This is a genomic window from Bradyrhizobium sp. 18BD (assembly GCF_054185225.1).
In genome coordinates this window covers 545,402-558,865 of sequence record NZ_JAVAYL010000001.1, presented here as the reverse complement: position 1 = coordinate 558,865, position 13,464 = coordinate 545,402, and the positions used below count along the sequence as shown (strand labels likewise).

Annotated in this window: 13 protein-coding genes; 8 read left to right on the top strand and 5 right to left on the bottom strand. The window is 65.4% G+C overall.

The window, feature by feature from the left end:
• Positions 1-28 precede the first annotated feature (28 nt).
• From RAD16_RS02645 to RAD16_RS02625, 5 genes are all read left to right on the top strand, one after another.
• Positions 29-1,882, top strand: coding sequence for a hypothetical protein (locus RAD16_RS02645; protein WP_458156325.1), 1,854 nt, complete (start codon positions 29-31; stop codon positions 1,880-1,882).
• A 130-nt stretch (positions 1,883-2,012) separates the two neighbouring features.
• Positions 2,013-2,276: a hypothetical protein gene (locus tag RAD16_RS02640; RefSeq protein ID WP_458156324.1), complete on the top strand. Its 264-nt coding sequence runs from the start codon at positions 2,013-2,015 to the stop codon at positions 2,274-2,276.
• A 119-nt stretch (positions 2,277-2,395) separates the two neighbouring features.
• A complete protein-coding gene (locus RAD16_RS02635) occupies positions 2,396-2,632 on the top strand; it encodes a hypothetical protein (RefSeq protein WP_458156323.1) in 237 nt (78 codons plus the stop codon).
• Between the two features lie 203 nt (positions 2,633-2,835).
• Positions 2,836-3,414, top strand: a complete 579-nt coding sequence (locus RAD16_RS02630; RefSeq protein ID WP_458156322.1) for a hypothetical protein — start codon at positions 2,836-2,838, stop codon at positions 3,412-3,414.
• 143 nt (positions 3,415-3,557) lie between these two features.
• Positions 3,558-5,429: a sensor histidine kinase gene (locus RAD16_RS02625; RefSeq protein ID WP_458156321.1), complete on the top strand. Its 1,872-nt coding sequence runs from the start codon at positions 3,558-3,560 to the stop codon at positions 5,427-5,429.
• Positions 5,430-5,454: 25 nt separating this feature from the next.
• Here the strand turns inward: RAD16_RS02625 and RAD16_RS02620 are convergent, their stop codons facing one another.
• Together RAD16_RS02620 and RAD16_RS02615 are read right to left on the bottom strand one after the other, a co-directional pair.
• The gene (locus RAD16_RS02620; RefSeq protein ID WP_458156320.1) at positions 5,455-7,053 is read right to left on the bottom strand and encodes an oleate hydratase; all 1,599 of its coding nucleotides are present in this window, start codon (positions 7,051-7,053) and stop codon (positions 5,455-5,457) included.
• Positions 7,054-7,120: 67 nt separating this feature from the next.
• Positions 7,121-8,935 (bottom strand): AMP-dependent synthetase/ligase, encoded by a 1,815-nt coding sequence (locus tag RAD16_RS02615; RefSeq protein ID WP_458156319.1) that lies wholly within the window; start codon positions 8,933-8,935, stop codon positions 7,121-7,123.
• Between the two features lie 111 nt (positions 8,936-9,046).
• On the opposite strand from RAD16_RS02615, the gene RAD16_RS02610 reads away from it, so the two are divergent.
• The 3 genes from RAD16_RS02610 to RAD16_RS02600 all read left to right on the top strand — a co-directional run bounded on the left by RAD16_RS02610 (position 9,047) and on the right by RAD16_RS02600 (position 10,548).
• On the top strand, positions 9,047-9,394 hold the full coding sequence (locus RAD16_RS02610; RefSeq protein ID WP_458156318.1) for a DUF3088 domain-containing protein: 348 nt from the start codon (positions 9,047-9,049) through the stop codon (positions 9,392-9,394).
• 96 nt (positions 9,395-9,490) lie between these two features.
• Positions 9,491-10,060: a cysteine hydrolase family protein gene (locus tag RAD16_RS02605; protein WP_458156317.1), complete on the top strand. Its 570-nt coding sequence runs from the start codon at positions 9,491-9,493 to the stop codon at positions 10,058-10,060.
• Positions 10,061-10,224: 164 nt separating this feature from the next.
• Positions 10,225-10,548, top strand: a complete 324-nt coding sequence (locus tag RAD16_RS02600; RefSeq protein WP_458156316.1) for a hypothetical protein — start codon at positions 10,225-10,227, stop codon at positions 10,546-10,548.
• Positions 10,549-10,597: 49 nt separating this feature from the next.
• Here RAD16_RS02600 and RAD16_RS02595 read toward each other — a convergent pair whose 3' ends face one another.
• The 3 genes from RAD16_RS02595 to RAD16_RS02585 are packed head-to-tail and all read right to left on the bottom strand — an operon-like array spanning position 10,598 to position 13,274.
• Positions 10,598-11,869 (bottom strand): flavin monoamine oxidase family protein, encoded by a 1,272-nt coding sequence (locus RAD16_RS02595; protein ID WP_458156315.1) that lies wholly within the window; start codon positions 11,867-11,869, stop codon positions 10,598-10,600.
• Between the two features lie 9 nt (positions 11,870-11,878).
• Positions 11,879-12,589 carry a RibD family protein gene (locus RAD16_RS02590; protein ID WP_458156314.1) on the bottom strand — a complete coding sequence of 237 codons (711 nt, stop codon included), beginning with the start codon at positions 12,587-12,589 and terminating at the stop codon, positions 11,879-11,881.
• A 19-nt stretch (positions 12,590-12,608) separates the two neighbouring features.
• Complete coding sequence (locus RAD16_RS02585; protein WP_458156313.1) at positions 12,609-13,274, bottom strand: FABP family protein; 666 nt, start codon at positions 13,272-13,274, stop codon at positions 12,609-12,611.
• Between the last annotated feature and the right edge of the window lie 190 nt (positions 13,275-13,464).

The window sequence follows — 13,464 nt, the reverse complement described above, 5'->3', positions numbered from 1 at the left end:
AATTTTAGGTAGTATTTGGATTTTTTTCATGAATGATTTTGCGCGATCGGCGATTGCCGCCATTATCGTTGTTATTGCCGCCGTCTGGGCGGTCTCCCTCCTCACCCAAAACCCGCCGGCCTACGCCGCTGCCGTCGCGCTGCTGGTCGGCGCCGGGCTCACGACCTACGTGCTCCGCAACAGCCCCGCGGCGCTAGGCGCACCAGGGTTTGCGGTTCGCAACTACAGCCGGTTCGCCGCGCTGGCGATTGCGCTCGGTGCCGGCGTCGTCGTCGCCATCGCGTTGATCTGGATTCTCTACAAGGTCACAAGCGGGTGGACGACGGATACGATCCGCACCATCGTCGGCTTGCCGCTCATCGTCATCCTGGGCGTCACGGTGCTGCTGATCGTGATCGGGCTGGTCGCCTTCTCCTTCCAGGCGATCAATCTCGGCAACCGTAAGGAAGCCCTCGGCCTTCCGAGCGGCTCGGTGCGCGCCATCATCGCGCTGATGCTGCTGGTCGTGTTCTCGATCATGTCGATCTTCCTCTTCAACAGCCTGTCGGCGCCGCCGCTGCGGACGCTCGAGCACGTGACCCAGAGCGGGCTCAACGACATGGGCGCGCGGGTTACGGTGATCCGGAAGCAGGCCGAGCCTCCGCCGGCCGCTGCGGCGGGAGCCGCCGCAGCCGAGCCCCTCTACACGGTGACCTTCCAGGAAGCCAACGGCCCTGCCGGCGACCTCGCCAAGCAACTGATCGTCATGCTGGGCACGCTCGTCACCGCCGTCGCCAGCTTCTATTTCGGTGCCTCGAATGTCGTCAGCGCCCAGAAGGCTTTGGCCGTAGCGCGAAACGAGCCTGAGAATGCGAAGCCGGATGAACACAAGCGCGCAACTGAAAGCGACGAAGAGGCGCCTGCCGACACCCAGGCAAGCGCGGCGCCGCCAAACCTGCTCAATCTCACGGCCTTCCATGCCGATGCGCTGGCCATTCCCGAAACCATCAACCGGGCGTTCCTCGGGCATGGCATGTTTCTCGAATACGGGCCGCTCAGGACCCTCAATCGCTATGCGAATTATGGCGGCGGGACCGCGACCACGCTCGACGAGAAAGCCGCGCGCTTCGTCAAGGCGATGCAGGACATGCACATCGGATCGGTGTGGATCCAGCTGTTCACGGCCAGCGGCACGCTCGACAATGGCAGTGGCGGCACCAGGGAGCTGGTCGCAGCACTCAAGCAGGCCAACATCGCCTGTGCGGGCTGGGGCTATTGCTACAGCCAGAATGCGGCGACCGACGGCGATCTCGCCAAGCAGCTCTGCAACAAGTACGGGATTGACGCCTTCATTGCCGACGTCGAGCCTGGCAATCCAGTGCATGGTCAGCCCGATCACTGGCAAACGCAGCCGTTCAAGAACCTCATGGCGAGCCTGAAGGCGACGTTCGGCAAGGACAATCTGGGAATGTCGACCTTCGGAAATTTGAACGGACATCCCGATGCCGCCGCGATCTACCGGCTTGCCGTCAATGACGTCGCGTTCTACGCGCCGCAGATCTACTGGTACAAGAAGACCCCCGTGGCCTACGCCAAGCTCTGCGTCGATTCGTTCCGCCAGAGCGGGATCGGAAACCCGATCATTGCGACCGTGCAGTCCTACTGGGACGCCGACAGCAATTTCCCGCAAGGCAGCGCCGAAGCGCAGGTCAAGCAATTCATCGGCGGCTTCCCCGATTGGGGTAGCATCATCGGCCTGAACTGGTACCACGCCGGCAATCAGAACACGGCAAGCACCGGCGCGATGTCGGACAACATGATCACCGAGATCGCGAACGCCCGCCTCGACCAGAAGCCGTATGCAGCACCGGTCCCGGCGGATTCGACGGCCTTGGCCGTCTGACGTTCCAGCAAGCCAGCGCGGCGCCTCGAATCGCGAGGCGCCGCGGCTCTGCCGTCCTCCCCGGCAGCATCACGCTGGCGAGCAGGCTTTGCTTGCGGCATAGTGGGCGTCAAAAGACCGGAGGACGCCCATGACCGAGATCGTTGCGCTGGACGCGCTGGCTGCGCGCGTCAGTTCGGGGCAATCGCTGGCCATTCCCGTCGACGGCTCCGGCGTCGCGATGGCGGCGACCGCCGCGTTGCTCGAAACCGGCATCCGCGATCTCAACCTGATCTGCGTTCCGATCTCCGGCATGCAGGCCGACCTCCTGATCGGGGCCGGCGCCGTCGCCGCGCTCGAGACCGGCGCGGTCTCGTTCGGCTCGGGCTATCTCTATCACTCATTCCGCGCCTGATCCTGTTCCGCGAAGAGCACACGCCACGCGCGTTGGTGCCCAAGGTCGATTTCGTCAGCGCCCGCGCAGTCACGCCGGAGGTCCCTCGACGCGGCGGGCCATACGCGCTCCTGACCAACATGGCGCTGTTCGACTTCGACCGCGAAGCGGGCGGATTCGCCCTGCGCTCGGTGCACCCGCCCTTCACGCCGGCCGATATCAGGGAGAATACCGGCTTCAGCTATGAAGAGCCGGAGGTCGTGCGGAAAACCCCGAGGCCGGATCCCGCGCCCCTGGCGCAGCTGCGCGGAAAAATTCTCGACGAGCTCGCCGAGACTTATCCGGCCTTTGCACGGACCATGAAGCAGGCGGCCTGATCGTCCGTCTCTGCCACGAAAAAAACATCGGCTTGGCGGCAAGTGCCTGCCGGGGCGGATGGGGCGATCTGAGCGAATCGCCGATGGGTGGCGCGGTGGTATTCCAGTCTGGAATTGCAGCACAAACGGGATCGCAACCAATTTCGGGTTCGATGGTTGCCGGACGGAACTTGACCGCAGCCCCCTGGCACGCGAGCCTGACCATGCGCCTTTGCAAACCGGTTCTCGCCGCAACGCTCGCCGCCTTCGCAAGTCCTTGTTTTGCCGAGTCTTCCGCGCCGATCCGCGTCAACAATCCGCCGGCACAGCAGAGCGCTTTCATCGACCTGCTGGCGCTGATGTCCGGCCATTGCAAGACGCTGAAGGTCGCCGGCCGCACCTTCGCCTGCAAGACGGTGGCCTACGCCCATGGCGACACCGGCCGGGTCAATTTCGCGGTTGCCGTTGACGATCCCACCGACGCCAACCACGTCGTGTCGTTCTCCGGCGCGAACGGCAAGCGGGCCGACGACAATTCCTACGAGCTGCCGATCGACCGCATGCTGCTGAACTCCAAGGACCGGCCCAAGGTCGACGGTCTGCCGGTACCGGCCGAGCAGCTCTCGACCGGTGTCTGCCGCCAGACCGGCAATTTCGCCGCCAAGAAGGTGAACGACGTCACCTGTTCAGCCACCGATAGCCAAGGCCGCAGCTATGAACTGCTGTTCGTCTCCGACGGCAAGCCGGTGAGCGTGCGCCGCATCCGGCAATCGTCGCCGTCGATCCAGGATCCGTTCAAGTAGCGGCCCTTCGCCGCGCCGTGGCTGTCGTCAGGACCGGGCGCGCATCCTTCCGTTGAAACTCCGGGTCCGGCTTGTATGCTCTGGCCCCGCGTCCTCGGCGAGGAGGCCCGATTGCAACCGGAAGCGGGGCCCGGAGTCCAGCAATGTGTACGATCACCGGGCTCGCGCGCGTCCTGATCCTCTGCCTGTTCGCCAGCCTGTCGTGTGCAAGCCTTTCATGTGAATGCATTGCGGCTGACGGTCCGCGGCAGCGTTCGATCCTGGTGCTGGAAGAAGCCGATTTTCGCTCGCCGTTCTACTCGGAGATCTTTGCCGGCATCCGCGCCGCCGCGAAGCCGAACGGCAAGGATAACACCGTGATCTACGGCGAGAGCCTCGATCTCGCCCGCTTCCCAGGACCGGACTACGAGGAGAGCCTGGTCGGCCACCTCAAGACCAAATATGCGCATCGGCCGATCGACGTCATCGTTTCGATCGGCATTGCATCGGCGAAATTCCTTCAGAAGCGCAGGCAGGACATCTGGCCCGCCGCACCCGTCGTGTACGGCTTCGTGCCCGATCTGCCCGAGACGCGCGCCCTCTTCCTGCCCGACACGACGGCCGTCTTCGCAAGGGTGAGGCCGATGCATCTCCTGACCGCGGCGCGCGCCATCGTTCCTGACCTCGCCACAGTCGTCCTCGTCGGCGACGCCTGGAGGAATCCGCTGGTCTACGGATACTGGAAGCAGGATTTTGCGGCTGCCATGCCCGGCCTCGAAGTCATCGATCTCTCCGACGCAGTGCTGCGCGAGGTACGCCAGCGCGTCGCCTCCCTGCCCGCCCGCTCCGCGATCCTGACCTCGGCGATGTATTCCGACGGCGAAGGCACCTATTATTCACCCACCGCGGCCCTCGCGCGCGTCGCCGAGAGCGCCGACAGCCCGATCGTCATCACCTCCGATACGTTCCTCGGGAAGTCGGGCGTCGGTGGCTTCCTGTTGCTGCCCGAGATTATCGGACGGCAAACCGGCGAAGTCGCGATGCGGATTCTCGACGGCGAAACACCCTCGAGCATCGCGCCCTTCGACGGAGCCAATGTGAAGCCGATCTTCGACTGGCGGCAATTGAGACGCTGGAACGTCGACGAAGCCAATCTACCCCCGGGCAGCGAGATACGTTTCCGCGAGCCGAGCTTCTGGGAGCAATATTACTGGCACTCCACGGTCGTCGCGAGCGTGGTGCTGGTGCAGGCACTGATGATCAGCATCCTGCTGCGCGAACGCCGCTTGCGCTTCGTCGCCGAGGTCGAGGCGCGCCAGCGCATGTCGGAGCTCGCCCACATGAACCGCCGCGCCACCGCCGGCGAGATGACTGCCTCGATCGCACATGAGCTGAACCAGCCGCTCGCCGCGATCCTGATCAATGCCGAGACGGCCCAGCAGATGCTGAAGAATCCGGCCCCCGACCTCGGCGAGATCAGGAACATCCTGGACCACATCCGCCGCGACGATCAGCGCGCAGCCGAAGTCATCGGCCGGCTGCGCGCGTTTCTGAAGCGAGACCCGACCGAGCGCCACGAGCTCGACCTCAATGCGACTGTCGGCGAAGTGTTTCGCTTCCTCTCCGTGCAGGCCCTCACCCATGACGTCGAGCTCGCGACGGAGCCGTCGTCCGCGGACATCCGCGTGAAAGGTGACAAGGTGCAGCTGCAGCAGGCCATCCTGAATCTCGTCGTGAACGGCATGGATGCCGTGGCACACCTGCCGGACGAGCGGCGCCGCGTCGTCGGTCGAACCAGTCTCGCCGAGGGCAATCTTGCCCTTGTCTCCATCGCCGATGCGGGCGACGGCATCCTTGCGGACAAGGTGACCGAGATCTTCAAGCCCTTCTTCACGACCAAGGCGCAAGGCATGGGCATAGGTCTCTCGATCGCGCACACCATCGTCGAGGCGCATGGCGGGCGCATCTGGGCCGAGAACGCGCCGTCGGGTGGCGCCGTGTTCCACGTCAGCCTGCCGCTGGCCGCGCCGCGCTAGCCGCTCCCTCGGCGAATGCCGCACCTCACGCGAACGCCTTCTCCAGCGTCGCCAGGATCACCGCGAGCGACTTGTCGTGGCGGGTCACCGGCGGCAGCGGGCGATCGATCTTCATGAGCTGATAGACCGCCGTCTGCGCCGCGCGCACCGAATATTCGACCGTGAACACGACATCGTCGGGGATTTCGACGAACTGGCTGACGAAGGCGAGGTTCACCGAATTTTTTGGCACCGGCAGCGGCCGGTCGGTCAGATTGCGTGGCATGAACATGCTGGTGATGTAAGGCATGCGGCAGGGAATGCAGACCGCATTGTCGAACATCTCGACATCGAAATTCAGATGCCCGCACAGCTCGTTCAGGATGTCGGCGCCGCCGCACTCGGACATCGGCTTGGCGACGAAATTGCCGATCCGGTCGGGATGCAGCGTGTAGCCCCAGAACACCTGCAAATCCTTCGGCTGTCCCGCGAAATGCGGCTGGTGATAAAGCACCACCGACATCAGCCAGTTGGAATCGCGGAACGTGACCAGCCCGCCGGTGCCGGCCCTGTTGCCGGAGAACGCCTCCATCTTGTCGAAGAAGCGCGGATCGCGGCAGGTGACGGTGAAGGACAGCCAGTAGGATTCCGGGATCGAAGAGTTAAACGCCGCGGGATTGCCGAATTCGGGGCGTCCCTTCGCGATGCTCTCCCACAGCGCCCAGCCCCGGCTGTCTGTCTTGGTCAGGCGCGGCGCCGGCTCGGTCATGGTGCCCAGGCTTGAAGCATCGGTCATCGAGCCGTTCTGGAAGAACACGAGATCGCCGTCCTCGAGGCGGACGTTGGCGATGCGCCCGTCGCGGTCGAGCATGAGCTGGCGCACGCGCACACGTTCGCCCTCGTTCTCCAGCGCCATGTCGGTGACGCGGGTGCCGCGCACGAACTGCACGCCCTGCCGCTTCAGCCAGTCGGCGAGCGGCCGCACGATCGCGTCATACTGATTGTAGACGGTGCGCTTGACACCGGCGAGAGTCTCGATTCGCGGAAACTCGTTCATGAAGCGGTGCAGATAGCGCTTCAGCTCGACAGCACTGTGCCAGGGCTGGAAGGCAAAAGTGGTCTGCCACATAAACCAGAAATTGGATTCGAAGAATTGCGGCGACAGCCAGTCGGTGATGCGGCTGTTGCCGAGCCTCTCCTCCGAGGCCTCGGTCAATCGCAACAGCTCGAGCCGGTCGCGCGCGGAGAAGCCCATATGCGACACGTCGATCTTGTGCCGGTTGCGGTCGACCAGCCGCGCCTGCGAATGCGCCGGATTCTCCAGGTTGAACGCGATGGTCTCCTCGCGCACGCTGAGATCGGGACGTCCGAGCGAAGGGATGCCAGAGAGCAGGTCCCAGGTGCATTCGTAATGATCGGTGGTGAGCATGCGGCCGCCGCGCAGCGAATAGGCGCCGCTCGCGAGCAGTGCGCCGTCGAGGCTGCCGCCGACCAGTGGCTGCGCCTCATAGATCACGATGTCGCGCCCCGGCAGCTGCGCATCGCGAACCAGGAACGCCGCGCCCGCGAGCGATCCGATGCCGCCACCGATGAAATACGCCTTCATGACTTGCCTCGATTGCCATTCCAATTGTCGCGGCGACATTGCATGGCGAGGCGCGGCCAAAGTTGCGCTGGATCAAGTCGGGCGCGCGGCGGGAATCACGTCGATGTTATTGCCGCGGCTTCTTCGCATAGATCTGCTCGATCTCGTCTGCGAAGCGGTGTTCGAGCGCGGGGCGCTTGTTCTTCAAGGTCGGCGTCAGCAGACCAGCGGCAATGGTCCAGGGATCCAGCGTCCACCATACCGCGCGCGGGGTCGCGTAGGACGGATAGGCCTTCACCGCCGCCGCGAGGCGCGCGAGCAGCGCGGCCCGTTCCGCCGCGCCGCCCTGCTTGCCGCTCGCCGCGAGCTTCTCTTTCTCCTGCACCCAGGCCTTGGCGTTGAGCACGACCAGCGCGGTGAGGAAGGGGCGCTGCTCGCCGACCACCAGCGCCTGCTCGAACAGGGGATCGGCGAGGATCGCGGTCTCCAAATCCACCGGCGCGATCTTCTCGCCGGTGGACGTCACCAGGATGTCCTTGATGCGGCCGGTGATGGTGATGCGGCCGTTCTCGATCCGCGCCTGGTCGCCGGTGTGCAGCCAGCCGTCGGCCTCCTTCACACGGCGCGTCTCATCGGGTTTGCGCCAATAGCCGAGCATCACACTGGGGCCGCGCACCAGCAGCTCGTCATTCTCGCCGAGCCTGACCTCGACGCCGTCGAGCACGTGACCGACCGAGTGCGGATCGTTGTCCTCAGGGGTGTTGACCGAGACCACCGGCGAGGTCTCGGTCATGCCGTAGCCCTGGAGGACGTCGAGCCCGAGCGCGAGAAACAGGCGAATCACGGACTCGGCGATCGGCGCACCGCCGGAGACCGCGACACGCAACCGGCCGCCGAGCTGCGCCAGCACCTTGTCGGCGACCAGCCGCTTCAGCAGCGGCCAGGCCAGCCGGTCGAGCACCGAGAATGTGCCGCGTCCCTGCCGCGCATCGAAGCGCCGGCCGCCGACGGCGATCGTGAGGTCGAGCAGCGTCCGCTCCAGGGTTCCGGCTGCGGCGCGATGCTGCATGATCAGCGCGTAGACACGCTCATAGATCCGCGGCACCGAGATCAGCACTGTCGGCCGCACATGCTTCAGATCCTCCGAGAGCAGCGGCACCGAGCGCGCATAGGCGACGCAGGCCCCGGCCGCGATGGGATAATAATAGCCGCCGGTGCGCTCGAACGTGTGCGACAGCGGCAGGAAGGACAGGAACACATCATCCGGCGCCGCCGCGATCCGCTGCGCGATCGCCTTCACATTGGCGACGACATTGTGGTGCGACAGCATCACGCCCTTGGGACGGCCGGTCGTGCCCGAGGTGTAGACGATGGCGGCGAGATCGTCGGGATCTACCGCGACGTCGGACAGCGGCGCGCTCGCGCTTGGCGCGGCGGCAAGCCACGCGTCGAGCGCGACGATGCGCGCATCGGCAGGTGACGGCCCGGCGATGTCGGCGCAGACGATGCGCTTGAGCGTATCGAGCGACTGGCCGGTGGCCACGATCGCCTGCCAGCGCTCCAGCGTGTCGACGAACAGCAGCAGCGCGCCGGAATCGACGATGATGTAGGCGATGCTGTCGGGGTTGTCGATCGCATGCATCGGCACCGGCACGAGGCCGCGCGACAGCGCCGCCTGGTCCATCGCGATATGCGGAATGCCGTTCGGCATCAGGATGGCGACGCGCTCGCCGGGCGCAAACCCCTCCGCGGCCAGCGCGCGCCGCCACGGCTCGAACTCAGAATCGATCTCCTGCCAGGACTGGCTGACCCAGCGGCGGGCACCTGGATCGAAATGACGGTAGGCTTCAGCCGCCGGCGTCGCCTCGACGCGCCAGCGCAGCAGCCCCGGCAATGTCGCCACCTCGGCGAGCGTCTGCGGTTGACTGATCGGCCCCGGCATGGCGATCCTTTCCTGATCGTCGATTCCCATGAATTTGGGGGTTCGACACTAGGCCGGCCAGTCCCCGCCACCTTGATCCTCAGCAAGGCCCCCATGCTTCGGAGCACCCCCATGACGCGCGACCGCCTTTTTCTGGTGCGGCCCGGGTTCGAGGACCCGGCCTATCCGGGTCAACGCTTCTATTGCTGGCATTGCGCGCTGATCGAGGGCGTGCTGGCCTCGTTTCCACAGCTTGCCGAAAACCTCGATGTCGAGCGCATCGCATGGCCACGCCCGCGGCAACCGGTCATCGAGCTGGTCGGCGAGGAGAATCAGTGGCTGCCCTTGCTGATGCTCGCCGACGGTGCGACCTCGCCGCACCAGACCGGCACCCATCGCGGCCGCGCCTTCATCGCCGACAAGGACGCAATCCTCGCCGCGCTGTCCGAACGCCACGGCTTTCCCGATCCGCATCCGTAGAAAAATCACGTCGCGAAACGAGGGAAGATTGGCATTGTGCGCCGTCCCAGCCACCACGCATAATCGGCATCGCAAGCAAGTTTGAAAGGCGCAATCATGCCCACGCCCCTCCCCGCCCTCATCGTCGTCGACGTCCAGCGCGCGTTCGACGAATGGGAGGCGGCGGGCAAGCGTCGCAACAACCCCGATGCGGTGGCGCGCATCGTCGATCTGCTCGCCGCGTTCAGGACACATCGCGCGCCGATCTTCCACATCCGCCACGAAGGCACCAAGCCGAATTCCTCGTTCCTGCCGTCGCTTTCCGGCTACGCAGTCAAGGACGAGGCGCGCGAGGAGGCCGGTGAGCCCGTCATCGTCAAGCGGGTCAACAGCGCCTTCATCGGCACCGACCTCGATACGCGGCTGCGCGCCGGCAATATCACCACGCTCGTTATCTGTGGCGCCACCACCAATCATTGCGTCGAGACCACGACGCGGATGGCCGGCAATCTCGGCTTCGATGCACACCTCGTGCGCGATGCGACCTGGACGTTCGATCGGGTCGGCCCCGACGGCGATGCGCATTCCGCCGAGGCGATCCATGCGATGACGCTGTCGAATCTCAACGGCGAATTCGCGCGCATCGTTACCGCAGGCGACGTGATCGCATCATTCGCGGCGAAGTGATGGCAGCAGCGCGGCGCGCGCTGCTGATGCGACAATACATCTCACGATCTGCAATCATTCGCGCTCATTCGAACATCGCGCGCTGCGTCGTTTCGACGCCCGCACTGGCCGGAACGCTGGCAATGCCCATGTGTTGTCACACGACATTCAACTGGAGTGATGACATGAAGTATCTCATTGTCGCGATGGCCGTCGGTGCTGCGGCGCTGGCCGGCGGATCGGCGGCGAATGCGGCCAACACCATGAGCGCGAAGCAGAACGCGCGAGGCGGCCAGCCGATCGACATCAGCGCGCAGCACCGGCATCATCATCATGGCCATCGCCAGCATCATTGGCGGCCTCACCATTACGGCCATCATCGCCCGCATTATTATCGCAGCTACGGCTATTACCCGCGGCACCACGGCTATTATGGCGGCAGACCGCACGGCTATTACGGCGGCGGCGGTCCGGGCGTGACCTTCGGCTTCGGCGGCAGCCGCTGGTAAGCGAGCCGGCACGGATGAACGAAAGGCCCGCCCATGCGCGGGCCTTTTTTCAGCGCCGCAGTATCATCCCCGCCGTCTCCAACCCGCTCGCCAGCGCGGCCTCCACCGTGCCCATGTCGCGGCCGCGATAGAGCGCCTCGCCGGAGAACAGCACGGGGCCGTCAGCGCGCGCCATGATCGTCTGCGCCTCGCGCGTGCGCGGCGTTGCCCAGGAATAGGCGCCGCGGGCGAACGGATCGTTGCTCCAGTTGGCCGCCTCAGTCGCAACGAGGTCGCGCGCGATCTGCTCGCGCGGCAGGCCGAAAATGACGGCAAGCGAATCGAGCCCGGCGTCGATCAGCCCTTGCGGGTCGAGGCCTTGCAGCTCCGCCGTCCGCGGGCCACCAAACCAGCCGGTGAGCACGGGATGCTGCTCCGGATGGCGCGTCCACCACACCGGGATAGTCTGGTCCGACAGCAGGAAGATCATATCCGCAAGATCGTGGCTGCCCTCGCGCCACCATGGCCGCGCAAACCGCAGCAGGATCTTGATCGCGTTGCCGAAGCCGATGTCGTCGGCCGCAGCGACCTTTTCGCGCGCCACCGCAGGCCAAGTGATGTCTCGCAGCAGCGGCAGCGGGACGGTAACGATCACGCGATCGCAGCCGTGCACGTCGTTATTGGTGCAGCGGACGGTGATCGCGCTTCCATCTTCCGCGATGGCCGACACCACGCTGCCGAAGCGGATCGTCGCGTCATGGCCGCGGCACTCGCGTTCCAGAAAATCGATCAGCGCGCCGTAGCCGCCGACGATGCGCGCCTGGGTGTGACGGCCGCCGTCCATCCATTCCTCGCGCAGCGCCAGGATGGAGGCGCGTTCGGGATCGGCCGCGTCGTAGCCCTCGACCATGCGTTCGATCGAATAGCGCAGGCGGGCGTATTCGGGCCCGGCAAAATGCCGGCGCAGGAAATCGGCGACGGTGAGGTCGTCCTTCAATGCACCGAGCACGGCATGCAGCCCCGCCTCATGCGGATCATGGCGGGTTTCGCGCGACAGTGTTTGGCCGTCAAAGCTCCATTGGGCACCTTCGATCAGTTGAAGGGACAACCCCGCCTCGCGCAGCAGGGCGTGCGTGACCGGCGCATCGCCATGAATGAATTCGGCGCCACCATCGGCGGGGTAGCCGAATTGCTCCGCCGGCAGCGGATGGATGCGGCCGCCGCAGCGGTCACGTGCTTCCAGGATCGTCACTCTCTTGCCGGCACGCGCGAGCTCGCGCGCCGCCATCAGGCCGGCCGCGCCGGCGCCGACGATCACGATGTGCTCAGGCTTGTCCGACATGCCGGCGCTTCACGTAGCGGCGGCTTGCGGATCGTTCTTGATCAGGTAGCGCAGCAGCAGGACGCCTGCACCGAGCTCCCGCACATTCTCCAGCGTCATCGCCGTGAGCGGCGCGCGCTTGTCGCTGTCTGCGTCCGTCGAGTCGAACACGAACGGCGCGCCCTTGGCACCGTCGATCGCGGGGCTGAGGATCAGATTGAACTCGTCGATGAGACCGGCGCGCAGGAACGCGCCATTGGCGACGCCGCCGCCCTCCACCAGCAGCCGCTTCACCCCCAACTCGCGATTGAGGATGTCGACCGCAAGCGCGAGGTCGATCTCGGATTTGCCGGCAAAGATGTAGGACACGCCCTCGCCGCGGAGCCCCGCGAGATGCGAATCCGGCACGCTCTCGGTCAGCACGACGACGATCGGGTCGCCGCCGATGTCGGAGCGGCCCCAGCCGATCTTCCCCTGCGCGTCCAGCACCACGCCGTAGGTTTTCGCATCGCGCCGCGCGAACCAGCTTTCACGGGGAAATCTCTCGCCCGATGTCTCGGGGTAGGGCTTGCCCTTGGCGAATTCCGAGCCGGTGACACGACCGATCACCCAGGCATCGCCGCCGAGTTCGTCGTGGATCTTCTCGAACCAGTCCGTGCCCGCGCCCTTCGGACGCCAGCGGCTGGGATGGGTGCGGCCATCGAGGCTCGAATGCATCAGGCAGATGACATACGGTTTCATGCAAATCTCCGGACGACGCTCACGCCGCCGTTCCGCCGCCGCCCTTGGCACGGTCGTTCACGATCGCCGCGAGCGGATTGAGTTTTGGCGGCGCGACGAGCTTGAGCGTGTTGCTGTCGTGATGATTGAACGGCGCGCCGCGAACGAACAACTCGGTCTGGATCAGATAGGTCCAGCTTCCGTCGTCGTTGAAGGTGATGTCGCAGCGGTAGGAATCGGTACGAAAGGCCTGTTCCAGGAAGTCGGTCGAGCAGATCCCGTAAGCGGTGTCGCCGCGCTTCGCGGTGACGGATATCTTCTTGTCATCCGGCTTGGCCTTGCCCGAGGCGAGCAGCACCTGTCCGCGCGGAATGGCCAGCGTCTGCATGATCAGCCCGGTCGCGGGCTCCCACAGCCAGTAGCCGACCTGGTCATGGAAGGTGATGTCTTCCTCCGGCGTGTTGATATGAATGTGATAGCGCAGGCCGTAGAACAGCTGCGGCCCGTTGGCCTGCGGATCGATCGGATCCATCCGGATATGCTCGATGAAGGTCCGCCGCTCCGGCCCCTCCGCCTTCGGATTGACGTCGATGCCCTTGTCGGCCTGCCAGACGCCGGCAAGCCGGCGCAGCGGCCCGAGATTGGCAAGCCCGTCGGGCGAGACGTCCTCGGGCTCGGTGAAGATGTCGGCGGGAATGGGGAGCATGGCTGGCCTCGCGTCGTTGCGGGGAGCAGCCATAGCACGGCGGCGGGACCCTGGCGCGTGCCCGAGCCTCACAATCGCGAATGGACTTAGGCGCCACGCGCAGGCGATTGGCGCGTTTCAAGGGCGTTCGCCGGAGAGATCGGCATGTCCGGCGGCCTGCGGATCTGCTTCAGCGCTGGTGCCCGCTTCT